This is a genomic window from Roseicyclus persicicus, from assembly GCF_012395815.1.
In the GTDB taxonomy this organism is placed as follows: Bacteria; Pseudomonadota; Alphaproteobacteria; order Rhodobacterales; family Rhodobacteraceae; genus Roseicyclus; species Roseicyclus persicicus.
In genome coordinates, this window is sequence record NZ_JAAZQQ010000004.1 from 1 (window position 1) to 21,409 (window position 21,409).

A 21,409-nucleotide genomic window follows, 5' to 3' on the forward strand; every position below is an offset into this window, starting at 1 on the left:
ACCGGCACCCACGCAAGCCTGCTCGACGCCGGCAACTTCGTGCGCACGCTGGAACAGCGCCAGGGCATGCAGACCGGCTCGCCCGACGAGATCGCCTACGCCCAGGGGTGGATTTCCGCCGACAACCTCGCGAAACGCGCCCGCATGTTTGGAAAGAACGACTACGGCCGCTACCTTAAATCCCTGTTGTAACAATGGCCAACGCATTCGTTTGTCGTAGGTTTCGTGGAAAAGAAACTAGGGTCAGGACCCATTGATCTGCTTGAAGCTGCCGTCACCGCGTGATCCACGCACTCGAACCGACGGGGGTGAAGATGAGCAGTCTTTTCTGGCTGACCGAAGACCAGATGGAGCGGTTGAAGCCGTTCTTTCCTAAGAGCCATGGCAAGCCGCGCATCGATGACCGGCGTGTCCTGAGTGGAATAGTCTTCATCAATTGCAACGGGTTGCGTTGGTGCGATGCGCCGCGGGAGTATGGCCCGCCGAAGACCCTCTACAATCGCCGGAAGCGGTGGGGCGACATGGGGGTCTTCGCCCGGATGATGGAGGGGCTGAGCTACTCCCCAATCCTTGGACAGATTTCCGGGTTTGACCTGCTCCCCGGATTGTCCTCGTTCAGAAGTTTAGTCCGTTCCGGGTTTGGTCCTTCTCTGACCTTGTGAAGTAGTCCCGCGGGGTGAGCCCGTCGAGGCTCGTGTGCGGGCGGTGGTGGTTGTAGTCGTCGCGCCATGCCGCAATCAATTGGCGGGCATGGCGTAGGCCGGTGAAGAGATGCTCGTTCAGGCATTCGTCGCGAAGCCGGCCGTTGAAGCTCTCGACCAGACCGTTCTGCATCGGCTTGCCCGGGGCGATGTAGTGCCACTCGACACAGCGCTCCTCCTGCCATTTCAGGATGGCGTTCGAGGTGAGCTCGGTTCCGTTGTCGCTGACCACCATGCAGGGATAGCCCCGGATCTCGGCGATACGGTCCAGTTCCCAGGCGACACGAACGCCGGAGATCGAGGTATCGACCACCGCGGCCAGGCACTCCCGACTGAAGTCATCGATGACGCATAGCACCCTGAACCGCCGCCCACAGGACAGCGCGTCGGACACGAAGTCGAGGCTCCAGCGCTGGTTCGGGCCCTGCGGGATCGCCATCGGTGCCCGCGTCCCCAAGGCACGCTTCCGGCCGCCGCGCTTGCGCACGGTCAGCCGTTCCTCGCGGTAGATGCGGTAGAGCTTCTTCCAGTTCACCTCCCAGCCTTCGCGGCGGAGCAGGATGTGCAGGCGGCGGTATCCGAACCGCCGGCGCTCGGACGACAGCTCACGCAGGCGTCGTCGAAGTGGCACGTCATCGCCCCGCGTCGAACGATACCGGTAGACCCGCGGATCGATCCCGACGAGCCGGCATGCGCGCCTTTGGGAGTAGCCCTTCTCGGTGATGGCCCAGTTCACGGCAGATCTCCTCGAACATTCGCCTTTGTCGCTCGGACCAATGGCGCGACATGGCTCATCCTCAGAAGTTTTTTCCGAGCATCTCGCGCAGCGTCGAGACGTCGAGCATCGATTCCGCCAAGAGCTTCTTCAGCTTGGCGTTCTCTTCCTCGAGCGCCCTCCGCCGCTTCGCGTCCGACACCTCCATGCCGCCATACTTCGAGCGCCACTTTTGGAACGTCGGCTCGCTCACGCCGTGCTTGCGGCAGAGCTCCGCCGCGCTCAGCCCGGCCTGGTGCTCCTTCAGAATGCCAATGATCTGTTCTTCGCTAAGTCTGCTGCGCTTCATCGTCCGTCTCCTCTGTCGAGGAACAGACTAACCTCAGTGTGGGGAGGTTTCAGGGGAGCAGGTCAACCGCTTAGTCTCATCGTGTTGAGAAGATAAGCCGCATGGGGCATAGACTGCCATCAGGCTTTTTGAACTTGGAGGAAACGCCCACTTGAAGGATCCGACCGCCCTTGCGACCGTCAATCGGTGTCGGCAGCTGCTTGAACAGGGAGACGTTGATGGCGCCAGGTTACTTGCACAGCAAGCTCTCCGAACTTGGCCTTCAAATGCTTCCCTACAAAAGCTTCTGGGGAGCTGCATGTTGCGTTTGGGCCTGCATTCCGAGGCGGTTCCGATTTTTGAAGCCCTGCTGCAGGAAGGCGGATTTAACCCCTCCATAGCCATGCAGCTTGCCAACGCACTCAGACGACTTGGACAAATGGAAAAGGCGGCGGCAACCTACCGCGAAGTCCTCGACATGCAACCGAATAACGAACGTGCCCATATTGGCCTCATCGAAATTGCTTTTTTTGGGGGCGAGATACCTACTGCCTTTTCTAGTTGCACGAAAGCACTTGTTGCAGTTCCGGAGAACCAACGCATTCGCCACTTACACGCGCGCTGTCTGCGCTCATTAGGGAAACCCAATGAGGCCAAGGTGATCTTGGAACGCCTGCTCAGTGAGCAGCCCCAAAATATTTCGTTTGCCATCGAATTAGCTACGACGTGCCAAGAGCTCGGCGACCTAGCCACGGCAGACCAGCTATTTCGTAGAGTACTTGCAGCAGAGCCTGATTCACCACATGCGCTTCGAGGGATAGTGGCAATTGCCGAGGCGACCTACGGCGCCAATGCAGCGATCAAGATCCTTGAAACAGCCGTCGGACAGACTGCTTCGAACACAGACAGCGGAAGCGCCACGCCATGTATGCCAACAGCCCCAAGATGGTCACTACATCTTGCCAATCTCTGCATCAAGGTTGGCGACCAAACACGCGCTGCGCAAATTCTGTTGTCGTTGGAAAAAAGCGAGCAAGTCATTCCGGAAAACGAACTTGTCCTTTTCATCCAGCTCTCGGAACGTCTCGGTCAGATTGATGTTCTTTCGGGCCTTGTAATGCGGGTGCTCGAGATGAGTAGCATCAGACTTAATCTCGCGTTAGCCGTACTTCAGCTTGCTTTGAGTACAGAGGATCCTAACCTGGTTGCCAAAGCTCAGGAGGAGATGACCCGCAGGATCCATCCTGAGGATCGCTTGCAGTTTCGCGCAGAAGAGAGAATGCTTACCGTGGGCCCACTTGATGCTCTGGCTGCCATTCTCGAAGAGCCACGCGCCCGTCGGAGTGCCCGTGAAGCTCAGCTACTTTCACGGTTTCTCTTGGCGGCCGGACGGACGCGGTTAGCATTGCGGTATCTCCGGTTCTGTTCGCGCCGATGGCCAGGGTCCGCCAGGATAAGGTCCGAACTAATTTCAAGCTTTGTTGCGAATGGACAGAATGCGGAAGCGCTGGCTTGGCTTGATCGCGAGCGAACTTCTCTAGCTGAGTCCGAGTACAAAAAACTACGCCTACGTATACTGATCCAGACGGACGCATACGACGAAGCGCTCAGTCTCTTGGACCAGCAGCTGCAATCTGGTCAAAATGCCAAATCTCTCGATCAGCGTCTGCGGCTTCTCATCGCCTTGGGGCGCCTTGAGGATGCAGAGAAAGCCGAGACCGCTGCGAGGCAGGACCCCGGGCAAAGAAGGTCACGCGCTGCCCATTTTGGCTCTACTTTGGCAGGAACACTGCTAACCGAGCTACGAATGTATAGGCACGCCCTGACCTCCGTGCGTACACTCGATGAGCGGCTCGCACTGATTGAGACGAATTACCATGCAGCGTTCGAAGAAATTCGCAGTCATATTTCTTCTACGGCACCCGCAAAACTGCGCGAATCTAGCATCCCGCGGCGTATAGTGCAGTACTGGAACGATTCATCTCCCCCACCGGATATTTCGGCCGCAATGCGCAGCTGGCAGGGCGTTGCGGGTTGGAAATATCTTAGGCTGGACCGGCGGGATGCAAGGTACTGGCTTGCGGCGACGCTTGGGAGCGATCACGCACGAGCCTTTAGCTTGGCGCGGCATGTGGCAGAAGAGGCTGATTTTTTGCGTTATTGCTTACTCTTCCACGGAGGAGGCATTTATGCAGACGCGGATGACCTGCTGGTGGGGCACCCAGACACTATCGTCTCGGAGGGGTCGGGGATGGTGGTATTCACTGAGATATTCGGGGCGATATGCAACAATTTGATTTGTGCGCCGCCAGGTCACCCTGCTCTGGGCCGGGCAGTGGCGTTGGTTAAGGACGCATTGCTACGGCGCGACAATGACAGCGTCTGGCTCAAGACGGGGCCTGGAGCCCTCACGCGGGCAATCGCAGGCCACTTAGCTTCGGATGGCGATGGTGTAACTATACGGCCACAGGAGAGCATGCTCGCCCAAGTACGGCCACACCTAAAGCTGCCGTACAAGCGGGGATCAAGGTATTGGAATAACGACCAAACAAAGCGGTTATATAAAGAGATTTGGGGAAGCACAGCATGAAGCAACCACATAACGAAATGTAGATTTCGTAATGGGAGACGCATTCTGGAGCAGAATGAAGGAACAGTCTGACTTGCGCGCCAAGGTCCGATGTAGGCGTTTTGTCAGAGCCGCCTGATAAACCGCGGTTTCACCGCGGATACTAAGTGAAAATATTCAGCAGCAGATCCGCGTCGCACCTCAAGCGGTGGCCATGGAGCGAGCCCCAGTTCGAAAAGCATTGCAACGTAGCGTTTCCGACGGCAGGTTGGCACTCAGCAGTATCCACTTGGCAATAACCGGCTACGTCTGCAATCGGATCGCCCGATTGAAGCATGCCAGAACCGTCATCAGAGATGACAATCGGAGAACCATCCTTTGCACGAAATTCTAGTATATTGGTACAGGCCACCGGGTGGAAACAAGATAAATTTGGGTGACGAGATCAACGCAAAAGTTGTCGAGTTCGTCTCAAGGCGTGGAGTGCGGCAGGCGGATCTCCTCACATGTGACCTCGTGGCAATCGGGAGTGTGCTCCAAGCCCTTCACAATCGGCTCGCAACGACCCCGCGGCCGGTTGACGTGTGGGGGTCAGGCCTGATGACGCCCCAGGTGCGACGGTTCGGTCCGGAAGTCCGGTTCAGTGCCGTGCGGGGACCTCTTACGCGGGGCATGGTCGAGGGAATGCCGGCTCTGCCGATGGGCGATCCGGGCATTCTAGTCTCCGAAATCTGGCCGGCAGCGTCTGCTGAAAAGGCCTACTCGGTAGGCCTTGTGCCGCACCAGAGCCAGGTCGGGGATCCTTTATGGAAGGCACTGAATGAAGCGACGCCCGCGTCCATCCTGATCGACCTGACGAACCCGGATATCAACAGGACATTCGATCTCTTCAGCAAATGTGAGATGATCGTCAGCACAAGTCTGCACGGGCTAATTTTCGCCGACGCATACGGCATTCCGAATGTCTGGGCCGCATACCGGGATATTCATCCGGCCGAAGCGTTCAAGTTTTACGACTATTTTTCATCGATACGCCGGAGGCAGTTTAGACGACTCGAGATATTGCATTGCAATCGGAATCTTACTGCCATCTCACCAGAGTTGATCGATACTTCTCATTTTGCTCGCGTCGGCGAATACAAAAACCGTATTGCGGCAGCGTTCCCGTCTCACCTTAAGGCCTGAATGTTGATCGAAGACTAGGCTCAGGACTCATAGCCAGTAGATGACGATAGCGGCCAGAGCGATGGCCGAGAGGAAGACCTTGAGGCACCTGTCGTATCGCGTGGCCACCCGCCGCCAGTCTTTGAGCCTGCCGAACATGATCTCGTTGCGGTTGCGCCGCTTGTATCGGCGCTTGTCGTATTTCACCGGCGTCTTCCGTTGTTTCCGGCCGGGGATGCAGGCTCGTATGCCCTTGTCTTTCAACGCTTCCCGGAACCAGTCGGCGTCGTAGCCGCGATCGCCGAGCAGCCAATCGACATTCGGCAGACTGTCGCAAAGAGCCCTCACACCGATGTAGTCGCTCACCTGCCCGGCCGTGACGAACAGGTTGAGTGGATGTCCCTGGCTGTCGCAGATGGCGTGCAATTTCGTGTTCATGCCGCCCTTGGTCCGTCCGATCAGGCGACCGCGCCCCCCTTTTTTGACGCCCAGACTGGACGCCGTGCGGTGACCCTTCAGGTAAGTGGTGTCGATCATCACGGTGTTCTTCTCGCCGTGCTCGGCAACCAGTCCCGCCATCATCTTCGCGAAGATGCCCTTGTCGCTCCACCGCTTCCAACGATTGTAGAGCGTCTTGTGGGGGCCGTATGCGGCAGGAGCATCGCGCCACCGCAAGCCGTTACGATTTGTGAAGATACTCCCACTCAACACGCGCCGATCATCGACGCGCGGCTTGCCATGGGACTTCGGGAAGTAGGGCTCCAGACGCGCCATCTGCGCATCACTCAGCCAGAAGAGATCAGACATATCACCGCTCTGTTTTCGTGCGGTGAATCATGCCCTTCGGCTCAAATCAATGGGTCCTGAGCCTAACCCTACTCACCTCATGCACTGACGGAGAGCTCACTCTTCGGATGGATTTTCTCCCAGCTGTACGTCATAAACTTTTCCGCTCGCGGAACTGGTTTGCTCATGAGGCGCTCCAATATAGTTTGGTTAATCGATTTGTCGCGGTCAAGATCTTGAGTGGCGCTAGCGACCACGAATGCCATCGTGCTCATTAACTTTCGCTTAATTCCATTCTTCCGGCAGCAAACCTGAAAGAACTTGTCCTCACATCCATAACTTCCAGAAAAGCTCTCATCGTACCCGCCAACACGCATAAAGTCCGACCTGCAAATCAAGAAGCTGTTTATATGTGGATTAATCTCAACCCATCCCCCTTTCTCTTTCTTCATTCGAGGGAAGTGGCCAATTTCGTTCTGCTGCAGCCTTTCTGCATCGAGCATCAGAGATCGCGTATCGTCACGGTGGAAGCCATGATCTATGTCCAGCAGGACGATCTTTTCGCAACGCGCCTCATGGACACCAATGTTCCGGGCCGCGGGCATGTTCCATGCAACGTCTTCCTTAATTCGAAACACGCGAAGGTTCCTAAGACCTTCGAACATATTCAGCGGCACTGGCTTGTGACTATGGTCATCAACGAGAACGAAATCGAAGTAATCAGGAAAATCCCGTTCCATCTGGGCAAACGATGCGATCATCTTCTCGACCGCAGAAACATTATTGTAATAGTGACTCACAATCGACAGTTGCATACTCAGCCCCCCCTTCGGCAAGCGTCGGATAGTGCATGCGAACTGATGCAGCAACTGCGGATGTGCTGCGAAGAGCAAGCAGGAACTAACATGCTCGATTGTCTTTCTGGATTTTACCGGCACTCACCACGATGGTCGTGCTCCTGTGTTGCCAGGATTTGGAACAGGTAATCTCACCCCATCATCCCCCGCTTCACAAGTTCTGCGTTGGCTTCGTCCAATCGGTCAGCATGCAGTGGTTGATCCGTGACCCATCGCGAAAACCGTTTTAGGCCGTCGTCAAGCTGGACCTGCGGGTCGACCTTCAGCACTCTGCGTAAGACCGAAACATCAGCCATGTTATGGCGGATGTCCCCCACACGGTACTGGCCAGTAACGTGTACCTTCTCAGGCGCGGAGAAGGCACGACAGAGCGAGCGTGCGACCTCAATAACTGGCGTGGCCACTCCGCTTCCTACATTTACGACCGTGTCAAGGACCTGCTGAGCTTGCACGGCAGCTACGAAGGCGGCCGATACATCCGAGACATGCACGAAATCACGGCTCTCCAGCCCGTCCTCGAACACGGGAAGCTCTAGCCCCCTGCGTATGCGGGTCGAGAAGATCGAAAGAATGCCGGTATAGGGATTAGCCAGCGACTGGCCCTCGCCGTAAACGTTCTGCAGCCGTAGGATCGCATATCCCACGCCGGCCGCTGCACAACCAATCCGTACCAAGTCCTCCTGCATCAGCTTGGTTGCGGCGTAGATGGATGCTGGTGCCGTCCGATCATCCTCCCGCGTCGGCACGGCCTGGAGAGGGGCTCCTGTATCCGGGCAAACCGGCTCCCACTGCCCCGCTCGCAGCGCTTCAGCCGATCGAGTTGGTGGCGTGAGCCGGGCACCGTCGCTCGTATCACAGCGGACATATGCGCCTTCGCCGTAAACCGAACGAGAGGATGCAAGAACCACCCGCTCCACATTCAGGCTGCGGTCATTCGCAATCAAGTCCATCAAGAGCGCTGTAGCTTGTACGTTCTGGCGGCAATAGCGCGCGATCTCGTACATCGACTGTCCCGTCCCGGTTTCGGCTGCCAAGTGAACGACCGCACTCACTCCCTCTAGCGCTGAACGCAGATCGGCCGGGGTGCCGGCCGAGCCGCGGCGGAACTCGACGCCAGGGGTTGTGGTGAGCCAAGCAACGTTGTCGCCGGGTACTTGGCCGTGCACTTGCGGGGACAGTGTGTCGAGCACCCTGACCTGGCGACCAAGGGCCACCAATTGCGGGGCGAGGTGCGAGCCGATGAAGCCCGCTCCCCCTGTTACTAGGACAAGACCGTCAGACATCGCGTCACGCCTTGACGGAGTTGAGATACATGTCGCGTTCGGAACGCCACAGATCCGCGAATTCAACGTTCTGCCAGTCGTCGAACCAAGGACCGCCATTCGTATAGTGGATCGCCGACGGGATACGATCAGGCTTCGGATACTCTCCCTCTAGGAAATTCCATTCCAGTGGAAGAGCCCCGATCAGATCATCGTCTGACACCCAGTTGAAGCGGTGCAGGTGCGCGGGAGAGGCAGTGTTTACCACTTCCGGGGTGAGCGCCTTTACATCCGGGTGGGCGTTGTTGAAAAGAATGAAGGATGACCAGTTCTTGCGCGGATAAGTCGTCTGCGCCTGCCCGTCCATCTTGATGGCGTTGGCAGGTGTGTAGTCATGCTGCACGACGTACACTGCCTTTTCGCGATTAGCGTTCTGCAGAACGCTGCGGACATCTACAGTGAAAAGGAAGTCGCAATCAACGAAAATTGACCAGCCATCGTGAGCGCCGAGATACGGCGTCAGAAATCGCGTTAGGGAAAACTCGGTAGAGGCCTTGTCGGCCTGACGAGTATAGAGCCCGAGCTCCCTCAGCGTCGTCAATTTGAGGGGGTAGACTTCAAGATCTGCCGAGGAGTGGCGATGGATCGAATGTCGGCAGACCTGCCAAGCAATATCTTCCCGACTATCGTAGCCAACAAATACCTTCAATTTTTCACTCATTTCCGTGTCTCCTAGAGGCGAAATTGGAATTGGGAAAGGATCAGACCATACCCTTAACTAGCTGATCGATAGAGGACAGACGGGCAACCAAGTCCTTCATCTCGGTCAGCGGTATCATGTTCGGGCCATCGCTGGGCGCCCGATCAGGGTCCTCGTGGGTTTCGATGAACAGCATTGAAACGCCCACCGCGCATGCGGCCCGAGCCAGCACGGGCGCGAATTCACGCTGTCCACCGCTTGAACTGCCGCGACCACCAGGTTGTTGCACCGAGTGGGTTGCATCAAAGACAACGGGCCAACCTGTAGATGCCATGGTGGTCAACCCGCGAAAGTCAGTGACAAGAGTATTGTAGCCGAATGACGTGCCGCGTTCGCATAGAAGGATAGACTGGTTGCCGGTGCTTTCCACTTTGGCCGCTACATTGGCCATGTCCCACGGCGCCAGGAACTGCCCCTTCTTGATATTGATAACGCGCCCAGTTTCTCCAGCAGCGAGAAGAAGATCGGTCTGCCGGCAGAGGAATGCAGGGATTTGCAGCACATCCACCACATCAGCGGCCCGGGCGCAGTGGTGGACCTCATGAACATCGGTCAATACTGGACAGCCAAATTCCTCGCGGATACGGGCCAGAATTTCGAGCCCGACGTCCATGCCTAGTCCGCGGGTGCCTGACAGTGACGAACGGTTGGCCTTGTCATAGCTAGCCTTGAAAACGAAACGTGTGCCAGTAGGCGCACAGGCTTCAGATAGACCTTCGGCGATCATCCGAGCATGGTCGAGGCTTTCGAGCTGGCAGGGTCCAGCGATCAAGGCGATGGGAAGTGGCCCTCCCACCTCGAAGTCTCGGATCCGGATCCTGCGTGTGTTGGGAATCATGACATGTCCTCCTGTGCCATGAGGACCATCTCAATTCTTTCCACGTCTACAGGATTATTCAGTTCCCAGAACACGCGCCCTCGCCCATCAACGGGCACGCAGCGCAAGGTCAATCCGTTTTCAAGGAAGCGCAATTGCTCCAAGCCCTCAAGCGCCTCCAGCGGGCCCATGCGCCAAGATGCATAAGCGGCAAGAGCCGCCGGACGATATGCGTACAGGCCTACATGATGGAATACGGGGATCGGCTCAGGCACCACTCCCCCTGTGTACGGTATTACCTCTTTCGAGAAATAGAGCGCGCGATTGTCGTGATCAAAGACTGCTGTCGTCCCCCCGACGCGACCAGCCCTACGGTCAGCAAGGAAGTGCTCCAGGCTCTCTCGATCGCAACGTATGACTGGCGTCACCATATCCGCCACTTTGTCGTTGGCCATCGTAGCGATTAGCGCATCGACAAACCAAGGCGGCGTCAATGGGGCGTCCCCCTGTAGGTTCACGATCAGGTCAGCCTCGATGCCGTAACGAGCCACAGCCTCAGTGCAGCGCGCAGTGCCGTTTTCGGCCTCTTCCGAGGTCATCATTACTGACGCACCGAAAGATTCCGCAGCCATACGTATACGATCATCGTCAGTCACAACATGAACTTCGGCCACCCCTTGAACGGCCTTGGCAGCCTCCCAGCTTCGCCGGATAAGAGACTTCGTCCCGTCTGGACCGCGAAGGTCAACGAGTGGCTTTCCAGGGAAGCGACTTGAGGCGTAGCGCGCCGGTATCAAGATGACGGTCCTCATGCCACCCCCGCTCGCAGGCAGTCGTGGATATGGAGGACGCCAAGGGGCCTTTTGCCCTCATCAACGACAAACATCATGTGCACTTTGCGGGCGTTCATGGCGGCAACTGCCTCGGCAGCCAGCATGGTAGGATCGGCCGTCAACGGATTTCGCGTGGCCACATCCTTGGCCGTCATCGTCATAAGGCCGTCCATATGCCGCCGAAGATCACCGTCAGTGATTATCCCGGTAAGGCGCCCGTCTTCCACGAGGCCAGCAACCCCCACACCCTTCTCCGTCATCACTAGAATCGTCTCAGTCATCGGCTGATCAGGCGCAACCAATGGAAGGAACTCGGGCCCACGCATGATCTGGCTTACCCGAGCAAGCCGAGCGCCGAGCTTGCCACCGGGATGGAAGGTACGGAAGTGTTCGGGTAGGAAACCGCGCCTCTCCATGAGAGAGATGGCTAGGGCATCACCCAACGCAAGCGCCAATGTCGTCGAGGTGGTAGGAGCCATGCCGATGATGCAGGCCTCGGGCGCAGGTGGAAGCAACAAGAGGTAGTCGGCAGCGGAGCTCAACGTGCTGTCCCCCCGGCTGGTTATTGCGACCAGCGGGATAGAGAAGCGACGGGTGTGCGCGATAAGGTCACTCAATTCCGGGGTCTCGCCGGAGTTCGAAAGGGCGATGCAGATGTCGGCCTCTGTGATCGTACCGAGATCGCCGTGGCTAGCCTCCCCTGCATGCACAAAATAGGATGGCGTGCCCGTAGAACTGAAGGTGGCTGCGATCTTTCTGGCAATGTGCCCCGATTTTCCGACACCGGAAAATATCACACGACCCTTTGCCTCAAGGATGAGTGATACAACCGATAGGAAGTCGGCAGGCAGCGCGCGCGACAGCGTCACTAAGGCATCGGCTTCTGTCTGCAAGACCCGTCGCGCCGTCGAGAGGGTTGCCTCAGCAGCATCGGAAGCGCCGCTCGCCGCTGAAAATCGAGTGATTGGCATCATGAACTCCGCCGGTTCGTCTTGAGACAGCAGAGGCAGAAGCCCAATAGCGTGCCCCTTCTTCTAGAAACACAGGGCGCTTTGACACCGAACCTGTTGCCCAAGGCGTTCATAAGCCCATTAGTCATTAAATCTTCTCCAAAGGGGCTGCTCTGCCAGTCGACTCGTGTTGTCTCTGTGTAATGGCTTTCGAAAAGACCTGCAGAACCTGCGAACGCAGTCTGTCTGTGCCGTAGTCAGCAGTAAGCCGTGCCTGCGCACGTTGCACCTGCGAGAATCTGAGAGCAGGATCACTTACCAACCGGTCCAGAGCTACAAACCAACCGTCATCCGGAACCAACACAGCGCAGCCATCAGACCCGCACCCGTCATAGATTGTCCCGGCCGTTGCAACTACTGCAGCGCCGATCGCAGTATATTCGACCCACTTGGTGTTGGCCTTGACGCGATTGAAGGGCAGGTCAGCCAACGGGGCGATGCCAATGTCCCATCTGCGGGCAGCGAATGCATCCATGAACTCAGCGTAGACCCTTACAGGTGGAACGGCTGTCACTCTCTCGCCGAATGCTGCGAGTTCGGGCGGCATCGGGATCGACCCAAACAACTCGAACTGCAGATGCGGATGGGCCTGCATCAATTGCACCAGCGCGGGCACGACGATGGAGAAATCGTGCGCGTGGTCAAAGCCCATGTAGCCGATACGAGTAACAGGGCGGAGCTCCGCCGGGACGAGTACTGAACCTGAACAGTAGATCGGACCTACGGTCATGGCCGTCCTGAAGCCATATTCACGAAACCTGCGGCGCAGCGGTATCGTTGAACAGTAGACAACATCTGCTTCGGCCAAGAAGGTCCGCACGGCACCTGTTCGAGCAGGGCTCATATGGAATGCATACTTCTTCTCACCCAATTCACGTGGAAGGTTCAGCAAGTCGTCGTCAATGTGATAGACGAGCGGCACACCCCGATCACGGCAGGTCTGGACAATCTGCTCTGCACCTAGGCCGCTGTACCGGCAGGCCACCACCAGATCAGGAACCGCCTTGTCGAATGTATCTTCCACCCATGCGCGGACCCGATCAGGAGATGCAGGCTTACCTTTAGTCTGGCGCAGAAACTCATCTTCGTAAGCAAAAAAATGCCGCATGCGGCCGGCGTCCACCAAGGGCTGCAGCGGCTTTTGAAACGACAATTGAAGGGTCGGGATCGCTCCATTCGCGAAGAAAAGAACCCGACGCGGGGTCGGCACCGAGGGAGACAAAGTGCGAAGCGGTTCGGGGGCCTGCCGTGCCAACGCAGCCGTCAGGAGGCGCGCGAAGCGGCGATAGACCTCGGCCGGATCTCGGATTATTCCAATATCATCGAGGAATGAACGCTGGCGTTCAAGGATCGCGTCGCGCCGGAGGCGTACGTCGCGCAGGAATGCCATCCAGTCCTCAAGAGTGCTTATGGCGGTCAGGCCATCGTACATGCTGGCGTCCATGATACCTGCAGAATCACGCCAGACGCCCACCGGAAGACCAGCAAGGACCATGTCGAGCACCACGGTGGATGGAGCCGAGATACCGTACTCATAGGCCGGCAGGTTCACCTTGTAGATCGGCAGGTTGTTCAGAACGGCATTCGGCGGAAGCGGCACGCCGTTCTTCAGGACATATTGCCCGCCGGGGTGTGGACGCAGGGTGAGTCCGTCACCACCTGCTTCAAGTACGCGGCAGTACTCCGCGAAAGTTGCCATGAACGACTGACCATGGTCTCCCGATGCACGCAGCCGCACCGAATGCAGGTTTTCACAAACCATTCCACCAAGGACTGGGGGGTGGTCAGCTGCAACGCGGGGACGCGACAGAAGCATTTGCGGTCCGGTGACGTACAGGCGAGCCCGTTGCGAGGCAACCATGGCCGACAGTTCAGACGACGGCAGCCAGGCACAGACGACGTCCCCGCCGAACGTGATATTGCGCCCGTGTGCAATGACATGCTCTCGGTTCTGACGAAAGCCGACACATTCCAGCCCGTGCTGAAGCGTGATTTTCATAAGGCTAGAAGGTGCGACGCTATAGATCTGGTAGACGTCCCCGTGCGCGCCCGGAATATCAGAATCCACACCAGCTACGAGCGCTCCACGTCTTCCATGGAGCAACATCGCCGCTCGCGAAAGGTTACCGCATTCGATGACGTTCGCCGATAACTCCTGTGCCGCCTCTTCTATCTCGCCACGCCAAGTGCCGGTCGTATCCCGATCGCCGAACCGCCAACTGATCAGAAAGCTGATGTCGGCTTCCGTCTCACGGGCCGCAAGGTAGGCAAGCGGTCGGACAGTATTGAAGTCCTGCAGCAAGCTGATGATAAAGATGACCTCCGACCTACGCATCGACGGTCTCCGGGATAGCAAGGGGCGCACGTAGCTGAAAAGGTGCAGTCGTTTCTGATATCACAATGCGGGCATCGGGAATAAGGCGCTGCAGAATGGCAGCTGCGGTGCGCATCCCAAGATCGTAGGCTGCTAGTTTCTCTGCTACATGATGCATCGACAGACAAAGGCCTGGTACTGCCCCGAGGGAGAGGCCGTGAAAGGTAATCGGTCCATCCGACGGCCAAGGCCTGAGCATCTTCTGCGCCTCAGACTCGAGCACCTTGGACATACGGTCGGAGATCACCGCTACGATCTCCCCTGTTCCGTCAGGGACAAACTTCAGGTCGAAGTTCATTGGCGCCGTCTGAAACGGGCTTGCCACAGAGAACATCTTGGAACGCTGGGCGAACTTGTGTTGTTTTGCGCCATCTCCCGCTCCATGCAACACGATGACTACGTCGTCGAGTGTACGGGGTGTGGGGAAGGGCGAAACCCTTTCAAGGAAGTCGGCGAGTTCGGCTGCTTCGTTTGCAGGATCCGACATACGGGCAAATGACGCTGAGAGTGATGGCAGGACCTGAGGTCGTAGTCTAAGGGTACCGCGCAGCACGTCATCTACAAGTTCATCCGTCGTCCGGTAATGGAAGGGCTCCAATGCCTCATAAATTGGCGCACCAACCGTCAACACCTGCGCCCCGCGTGTCAGTGCTGTCACTGCGCGGTTCAAGGACTTGGCAGTCGAAAAGGACTGCGACCCAACAGGCAGGAATGCTACAAAGCTGTCGGAAAGCAGATGTTCTTCGCCCTCCAGCGTCCATTCTTCGATCATGGGTGAAAGCGGTAACCGCCCCAACCGGGCTAGACGAGCCGGAGTCATGGCCCGGGTGTTGGTCAGCACACGGAGATTTGCCCTGAAACCTCGCCGACGGAACCCTGCCAGCACTTCTCCGAAGTCGCACAGGTCATCCAGCCCAACGGGAAAGTACGGATTGTCGCCGGTTCCGAACCAGGCCACGTTGATTTGGCCCGTCACATGCACGCGCTGCAATCTTTCAACCAACGACCGAGCCACCCGTTCCGGCTCAAAAGCGTCGAAAGGATCGTTCATGCGATGGATCGGAAGATCGGGCGCCATTTGACCGAGGCGTGCCTTCATTGTGTCTGTTGCACACAACAGGAAATCGACCCGCGCAATCATTTCCCTCATCCACTCTCGGATATGGGACAGGCGCATGTCGCCTGTTTGCGAGAAGTAGTCATCGAAGATGTCCACTCCGACGCGCTTGCCCTTTGCACGGAGCGCTTCGGCCATTAGGATCGACCGGATATCCTGACACTTGCAGAACAGGAAGATGTCACCCTTCGGAACAGCCGACGCTCGCAGTTCGTCGATGAGTGCGTAGTCCATAGAATGACCCAATCGGGAGAGTTGATCTTGAATCCGATCGTAACGAATCCGTACCCCTGGGGACGCGCGGTGATCGCGATGCGGGATGACTACTGTGATCCTCATCAGCGGATTTCCTCGATCCGCGCGACACCGGACAGCAGGCCGCCCCACGCAGATGGATCGATCAGCCTCGTTCCGGCAGGGTCCATAACCTCCTGAGCGGGAAGTCGTCGGACGGACGTGGCTCGCAACGCCGCTACGCAAACGTTACGATAACCTCGCGCCGTAGCTTCAAGCCCAAAGGCAGCCGGTTCTAGTAGGTGCAGGTGACTTCCAGAAACAGCCTCACGGCCTATCAGGACCGCTGACTGGGTGTTTGCGATGACTGGGAAAACACTAACTGGCAGCGCCTCGAGAACCCCCGGAGACGTCGCTACAACAAGTCGTGGCCCAGCAGAGAAATGCACGCGGCTAGGGAAGTAGCCCGACTCGGCATGAGAAATCCGAATGGATTTGTGAACGGTTTCCTCCTGCAGGATCATGGGCGCCACACTCGCCGTACCAGCTTCTGAAAGGAAATGCTGAAGAACTGCAAGCGTTTGTGGATCGTGAAGGATGACTCCATCCCGCAGAAGCAAGATCGATGAGAAACCTTCGGAAGCAGACAATAGCCAATCAATCGGCGGGCTACCCGGGATCATCACCCTGACTTCGCCATCAAGGACACCAGTTTCTTGTAGCAGAGCTTGAAAAGCGGGTTGGTGCGCCGCTAACCGCGGTGGAACGCTCAAAAGGACTCGTAATGCGTCAGCGCGATCTTGTGTATTCAACGCCACCAGACAGCGCCTCGTTTGGGAGATCTCATCAACCTCCAGCACGCAGAACGTGCGTTCTGCCTGAGCCTTGGTTACCACGGGCGGCAGCGGAGAACTGCACAGGTGCGACAAGGGCCGATCGGCCCCTGCTTCGACTGGCATACGCACTGCAACTGGTGTCGATGGTTTACCCATACCGCTAGCTACAGGGTAGTCCCACTGACCGATGTGATCTTGCCAGTGCACCAATAGGGGATCGGCTGGCAGAGCAATTGACCAGCGAGGACGACCTGTTCCCACCTCTGCCAAGAGAAAAGGCGAAGGAACACGAACGCCGGCCCCCTCATCCGCCTCATCGAATGCAACACCGCAGACAGCCGACAGTGTCGGGATCGCATCGGCTGGCAGCATCAATGTCCGACCCGACTCCCGCGAGGGAGGAAGCCCCGTGGAGGCTAGAATGTCAGCGTCCTCGGCGTCCCCCGATAGCACCGCGGTCACTGAGTGGCCGAAACCCTGGATCCAATCTCGCAGAGAGGGCTGGAATATCGCCTCACCACCCGTGGCTCCATCCAGCCGAACAGCAAACTCGACCGAACTACGCTGACGTGCAGCTGCCCGCGCCAGATCTTCCATGTAGGAGAGCATCGGCTGCAAACCAAAGGCGCCAACGAAACCTGTTACGAACTCGGAATGATGCAGCCCACCCCGTGCGAGAGACGGAAACAATATGGCAGCAAGTCCAACGGTAAAGTCTGCAGGATCACGCAGCTCAAGCAATACCGGCTTCCAGTGACACACCAGTTCCAACTCAACAAAATCTAGCCCGGAGCGCCCAATTTCGACGTCAGTCAAACAATGAAAAGTTGACGTCGGACCAGGTGAAAACTGGAATGCCCGAATGCGAGCCGCACGACCTCCAAAAAGGAGATCCAATTCTGAGAAAGACACCGTTAGCGATGTTTGCGATCCATACCAAATATCCCTAATCGCACTTGTAAGGGCACAGTCCCCACTATCTGAGAGATCAGCGGGATCAGGTACTCCGTAATTGCCTAGCTCCATTTTCTCCCGTGCGGCTGCCTCAAGGCGCAGCTTCACCGCCGGATCATGGCCACTCATCTTTACGAACGTTCGCAAACGATCAAGCCGCGAGGTGAGAGACTTCGGTTCTTTTGCGGATAGAACTCGACTGCCATCGCATAGGAGGAATGTCCGATCAACGATGGCAGTTGACGGATCGTGGTTGCGAGCATCCATCACTAGCAGATCTGATGGCGCTTCAATGATACCAAAGCCGTTCTCAACTCGAACGTCAGTTTTCCTAGGAGGCGCAGGTATTCTGGCGATCTCTATAAAGTCAGGATTGAGCGCGCCATGCTCTTCTGTCGATTGTGTTGTTGCCTTGGAGGAAAAGCCAGCGTACGATTGGTTTTCAATCGGAAGCATGTTCTCAAAATCGAAAACCGCTTCCTCGCCACCATGCTTTATCGATGCAACCAGCACCCCCAAGACGCGTTGGTCATGAGGCGTCCATGGCTCAGGCTCATCGGCAGTCAATGTGACGATATAGGGGCCTTCGTTAGTCGAATCCATTTCAAGTAGATTCAATTCGCCACGATTGACGACCACAGAGTATGAGCGATCGCCGAGTGAACATACGACTGTCTTGGCAACCCCCTCTTGAAGACGCGGCAAGAAAAACGTCAAACTTATAGGGCCCGGACCAGGTACTTCTATCCGGGCAACAAGGTTTGTCCATTTGTCAGAATAGATGCCGAGTTGTCTTAATAGCGTTGGCAACTTGCACTCCCAATTCGATAAAAAAAGAGAAACTATCTCCAACTGTCATATAAGTGGCATCTCGGGTGCCACGGCGAGTCGAAAAACGCTCGCAAATGCTAGACCCGGTTTACAGGTTGGCAACCAGGGGTCAAGCGTGTGGAAACGATTGACAACGCACTCGCCGGCAGGTCCTAGCCGATGATGGGCACGTGCGGCAAGCGCGCTGCGTGCCATTCCGATGAGTTGAACAGCACGTCAACAGGTTGAGCAACTTCCCAACCTATCGATCAAAAAGGTGGCATCTCGCGCACGCCGAAAGCGAGGAGCGGCGGTTGCGTTAGTCAAGCGCCTTGTCGGCGGAGGCACGGTCCAAACTGCCGGGCCGAGCACTACAATTTCCTAATTTGGAACAAGGCCATACGCGCGCTGCCCGACCACAAGATCACCTACCTCCCCATCCACCACCCCCCCTACAGCATCTCCCCCTGCACCTCCCCGATCGCCGCATCCAGAATGTCGAACATCTCGTCGATCTCCCCCTCGCTGATGATCAGCGGCGGCGAGAACACGCACATGTTCAGAAGCGGGCGCACGATCAGCCCGCGTGCCTCGCAGGCGGCGTCGACCAGCTCGCCGAAATGCTGGTCGATCGCGAATCGGCGCTCCTCGGGGAGGTCGGGGCGCGCGGTGCCCTCGACACAGCCAAGCAGCCCCATGCCCCGCACGTCCCCCACGATCTCGTGGCGGGCAAGGTCGCGCAGGCGGGCCTGGAAATGCGGCGCGACGCGGCGGACATGCTCCAGCAGCCCCTCGCGCTCGATGATCTCGATCGACGTCAGGGCGGCGGCGCAGCAGACCGGGTGGCCGGAATAGGTGTAGCCGTTCTTGAACAGCACCTCGGCCCGGTCCTCGCCCGAGATCTCGGCGATCAGCCGGTCCGAGATGATCGCGGCCCCCAGCGGCACGTAGCCCGAGGTCAGCCCCTTGGCGCAGGTGATGATGTCGGGCACCACGCCGAACACCGCCTCCGACGCGAACCAGTGCCCGAGGCGCCCGAAGCCCGTCACCACCTCGTCGGCGATGAACAGGATGTCGTGGGCCCGGCACAGTTCGGCGCAGCGGCGCAGGTAGCCCTCGGGCGGCACGATCACGCCGCCCGAGGCGAGGATCGGCTCGGCGATGAAGGCGGCGATGGTGTCCGCCCCCTCGACCCGGATGGCGCGGGCCAGGTCCTCGACCTTCTCGTCGCACCAGTCGGCCTCGGACTGGCCGGGCGCGCGGTGGTAGGGGTTGATGTCGGGCAGGAAGCGGACGAGGCGGCGTTCCACGTCCATCGGGTTCTTCCAGCGGTCCTTGCCGGTGACAGAGGCGGCCAGGTAGGTGGAGCCGTGGTAGCCCCGCTCGCGGGCGAGGAACAGCTTCTTCTCCGGCCGGCCGCGCAGGTTGTTGTAGAACTGGGCAAAGCGCAGGGCGGTGTCGACCGCGGACGACCCGCCGGTGGTGAAGAACACCGAATTCAGGTCGCCGGGCGTCATCTGCGCCAGCTTGCGCGCCAGCAGCGCCGAGGGCTCCGAGGCGAAGGCCCAGGGGCTGTGATAGGCGAGCTTCATCGCCTGCTCGGCGATGGCATCGGCCATCTCGCGGCGGCCGTAGCCGATCTGCATGCACCACATGCCCCCCGGCCCGTCGATGAAGCGCCGCCCCTCGGCATTGTAGAGGTGGATCCCCTCGGCCTTGGCCGCGACGACGCGGTCCGTGACCTCCTCGCCCATGCTTTCCCAGGGGTGGATGACATGGTCGGCGTCCCAGGCGGCGATCGTGCCGGGGTCGTGGCGGGTGAGCGCGCGGGGGGGCGGCAGCGTGGCGGTCATGGCGATCCGGGTCCAATACAATTTATTTGAGCGCTCACTCAAATTACTCGAACCCGCCGCCATTGACAAGCCGCCGCGCCGCGGCACACTCCCGGGCGATGGCCCAGGCGGAGGACAAGATGCCGGACACCGCGTCGGACGCGGAGCCGCGACCGCGCAAGGAGCGCGCCGAGAACGCGGCGCGCCGGCGGGAACAGCTGGTCGACGCCGCGCTCCGGTCGATCGTCCGCAACGGGCTGCCCGGCACCACGCTGGCCACGGTCGCGCGCGAGGCGGGGCTGAGCCAGGGCGCGGCCGTGTTCTACTTCCAGAGCAAGGAGGGCCTGCTCGCCGCAGCGCTGCAACGCCACTACGAACGCTACGAGGCGAACTGGCGCGGCGCGCTGGCCGAGGCGGGCGACGACCCGGCGCTCCGGCTGGCCGCGCTCGTCCGGGCCGATTTCCAGCCGCAGGTCTGCGCCCGCGAGGCACAGATCGTCTGGCACGCCTTCTGGGGCGAGGCGAGCGCGCGGCCCCTGTTCAACGAGATCGCCGACCGCTTCGACAGCGCGCGCTCCGACGCGATGACGGCGGCGACAGAGGCGCTGCTGGCCGATCTTGGCCGCGACACCGGGCAGGCGCGGGCGCTGGCGGCGGGGATCGAGGGGCTGACCGACGGGCTCTGGCTGCAGATGTACCTTGCCAGCGGCGTGCAGGAGGCCGGCGAGGCCCGGGCGATCACCGGCCACTTCCTCGCCGCCCTCTTCCCCGAGCGCACGGCCACCTTCCTGGCGATGGCCGAGGGCTGAGGCCGCGCCCGCGCGGGCCCGGACCCGCGGGGCGTCTGCACGTCCGCCAGCGACGCCGACAGCCCCCCTGTTTCGGGGGGCGGAACGGGGGCGGCGCTCGGCTAGGGTGCGCGTACCCCGCAAGCCTCCCGAAGAGACCCAGATGCAGGCCGGCCCGTCCCTCAGTGTCCCAACGCGGTCGGTGTCATGGCGGCGGTCCCTCGGTATCGTCGCCCTCTTCGCGCTTGCGGGGCCCCTTCTCGGCGGGCTCGGCGTCAACCTCCTGCTCACGGCGGTCTCGGTGGCGCAGGGCCTCGGCGACGGCGCGGCCGGAGACCTCGCGCGCCGGCTCGTGGGCGGGATCATCGGCGGGTCGATCTTCGCGGTGCTGCTGGCCTATGCCATCGGCACGGCCCCTGCCCTCGTCGTCGGCGCGGTGATGGCGGCATGCGACAGGCGCGGGCGCGGACTGACCTACGGCGATGCCGCGGCCGCCGCGTTGGCCTGCGCGCTGGTCGCCGCGGCGGGCGTGGTGCTCCTGGTCGAGCCCGGAGCGCGGGCCGCCTGGATCGCGGCGCTCGTGACGGCCCATCTGCTCGGGGCGCTCGGCTGCACCTGGGCGGCGCGGCGCTGGCCCGGCCCCGCCTGAGGCCGCCCGCGGC

At 59.2% G+C, this 21,409-nt stretch carries 15 protein-coding genes and 3 pseudogenes; 6 read left to right on the forward strand and 12 right to left on the reverse strand.

Annotated elements, in window-relative coordinates:
• Positions 1 to 192, forward strand: a pseudogene (locus tag HCU73_RS12115) (glucose-1-phosphate thymidylyltransferase); the annotation flags it as partial.
• 122 nt (positions 193 to 314) lie between these two features.
• Positions 315 to 557, forward strand: a pseudogene (locus tag HCU73_RS12120) (transposase); the annotation flags it as partial.
• A 58-nt stretch (positions 558 to 615) separates the two neighbouring features.
• On the opposite strand, the pseudogene HCU73_RS12125 reads toward HCU73_RS12120, so the two are convergent.
• A pseudogene (locus HCU73_RS12125) lies at positions 616 to 1,765 on the reverse strand (IS3 family transposase).
• 151 nt (positions 1,766 to 1,916) lie between these two features.
• Here HCU73_RS12125 and HCU73_RS12130 point away from each other — a divergent pair.
• A complete protein-coding gene (locus HCU73_RS12130; RefSeq protein WP_168623730.1) occupies positions 1,917 to 4,334 on the forward strand; it encodes a tetratricopeptide repeat protein in 2,418 nt (805 codons plus the stop codon).
• Positions 4,335 to 4,985: 651 nt separating this feature from the next.
• Positions 4,986 to 5,498, forward strand: a complete 513-nt coding sequence (locus tag HCU73_RS12135; RefSeq protein ID WP_168623731.1) for a polysaccharide pyruvyl transferase family protein — start codon at positions 4,986 to 4,988, stop codon at positions 5,496 to 5,498.
• Between the two features lie 27 nt (positions 5,499 to 5,525).
• Here the strand turns inward: HCU73_RS12135 and HCU73_RS12140 are convergent, their stop codons facing one another.
• The 11 genes from HCU73_RS12140 to HCU73_RS12190 all read right to left on the reverse strand — a co-directional run bounded on the left by HCU73_RS12140 (position 5,526) and on the right by HCU73_RS12190 (position 19,980).
• A complete protein-coding gene (locus HCU73_RS12140) occupies positions 5,526 to 6,284 on the reverse strand; it encodes an IS5 family transposase (RefSeq protein ID WP_168623732.1) in 759 nt (252 codons plus the stop codon).
• A 77-nt stretch (positions 6,285 to 6,361) separates the two neighbouring features.
• On the reverse strand, positions 6,362 to 7,078 hold the full coding sequence (locus tag HCU73_RS12145; RefSeq protein WP_210730630.1) for a glycosyltransferase family 2 protein: 717 nt from the start codon (positions 7,076 to 7,078) through the stop codon (positions 6,362 to 6,364).
• A 173-nt stretch (positions 7,079 to 7,251) separates the two neighbouring features.
• Entirely contained in the window at positions 7,252 to 8,403 is a 1,152-nt protein-coding gene (locus HCU73_RS12150; RefSeq protein ID WP_168623734.1) for an NAD-dependent epimerase/dehydratase family protein, read from the reverse strand.
• 4 nt (positions 8,404 to 8,407) lie between these two features.
• The gene (locus HCU73_RS12155; RefSeq protein WP_168623735.1) at positions 8,408 to 9,103 is read right to left on the reverse strand and encodes a glycosyltransferase; all 696 of its coding nucleotides are present in this window, start codon (positions 9,101 to 9,103) and stop codon (positions 8,408 to 8,410) included.
• A gap of 40 nt (positions 9,104 to 9,143) precedes the next feature.
• Positions 9,144 to 9,980, reverse strand: a complete 837-nt coding sequence (kdsA, locus tag HCU73_RS12160) for a 3-deoxy-8-phosphooctulonate synthase (protein WP_168623736.1) — start codon at positions 9,978 to 9,980, stop codon at positions 9,144 to 9,146.
• Entirely contained in the window at positions 9,977 to 10,771 is a 795-nt protein-coding gene (locus HCU73_RS12165; protein WP_168623737.1) for a 3-deoxy-manno-octulosonate cytidylyltransferase, read from the reverse strand. Before HCU73_RS12165 ends, kdsA begins: the two co-directional genes overlap by 4 nt.
• Positions 10,768 to 11,763 carry a KpsF/GutQ family sugar-phosphate isomerase gene (locus HCU73_RS12170; RefSeq protein ID WP_168624033.1) on the reverse strand — a complete coding sequence of 332 codons (996 nt, stop codon included), beginning with the start codon at positions 11,761 to 11,763 and terminating at the stop codon, positions 10,768 to 10,770. Before HCU73_RS12170 ends, HCU73_RS12165 begins: the two co-directional genes overlap by 4 nt.
• A 127-nt stretch (positions 11,764 to 11,890) precedes the next feature.
• The gene (locus tag HCU73_RS12175; RefSeq protein ID WP_210730631.1) at positions 11,891 to 14,137 is read right to left on the reverse strand and encodes a glycosyltransferase family protein; all 2,247 of its coding nucleotides are present in this window, start codon (positions 14,135 to 14,137) and stop codon (positions 11,891 to 11,893) included.
• Positions 14,130 to 15,527: a hypothetical protein gene (locus HCU73_RS12180; RefSeq protein WP_168623739.1), complete on the reverse strand. Its 1,398-nt coding sequence runs from the start codon at positions 15,525 to 15,527 to the stop codon at positions 14,130 to 14,132. The genes HCU73_RS12175 and HCU73_RS12180 overlap by 8 nt, the downstream gene beginning before the upstream one ends.
• A 104-nt stretch (positions 15,528 to 15,631) precedes the next feature.
• Positions 15,632 to 18,127: a hypothetical protein gene (locus HCU73_RS12185; protein WP_210730632.1), complete on the reverse strand. Its 2,496-nt coding sequence runs from the start codon at positions 18,125 to 18,127 to the stop codon at positions 15,632 to 15,634.
• A gap of 452 nt (positions 18,128 to 18,579) precedes the next feature.
• Positions 18,580 to 19,980 carry an aminotransferase gene (locus HCU73_RS12190; protein WP_168623741.1) on the reverse strand — a complete coding sequence of 467 codons (1,401 nt, stop codon included), beginning with the start codon at positions 19,978 to 19,980 and terminating at the stop codon, positions 18,580 to 18,582.
• 119 nt (positions 19,981 to 20,099) lie between these two features.
• Between HCU73_RS12190 and HCU73_RS12195 the strand changes: the two genes are divergently transcribed.
• Together HCU73_RS12195 and HCU73_RS12200 are read left to right on the forward strand one after the other, a co-directional pair.
• Positions 20,100 to 20,768 carry a TetR family transcriptional regulator C-terminal domain-containing protein gene (locus HCU73_RS12195; protein ID WP_210730633.1) on the forward strand — a complete coding sequence of 223 codons (669 nt, stop codon included), beginning with the start codon at positions 20,100 to 20,102 and terminating at the stop codon, positions 20,766 to 20,768.
• 142 nt (positions 20,769 to 20,910) lie between these two features.
• Positions 20,911 to 21,396, forward strand: a complete 486-nt coding sequence (locus tag HCU73_RS12200; RefSeq protein ID WP_210730634.1) for a hypothetical protein — start codon at positions 20,911 to 20,913, stop codon at positions 21,394 to 21,396.
• Positions 21,397 to 21,409: the final 13 nt, after the last annotated feature.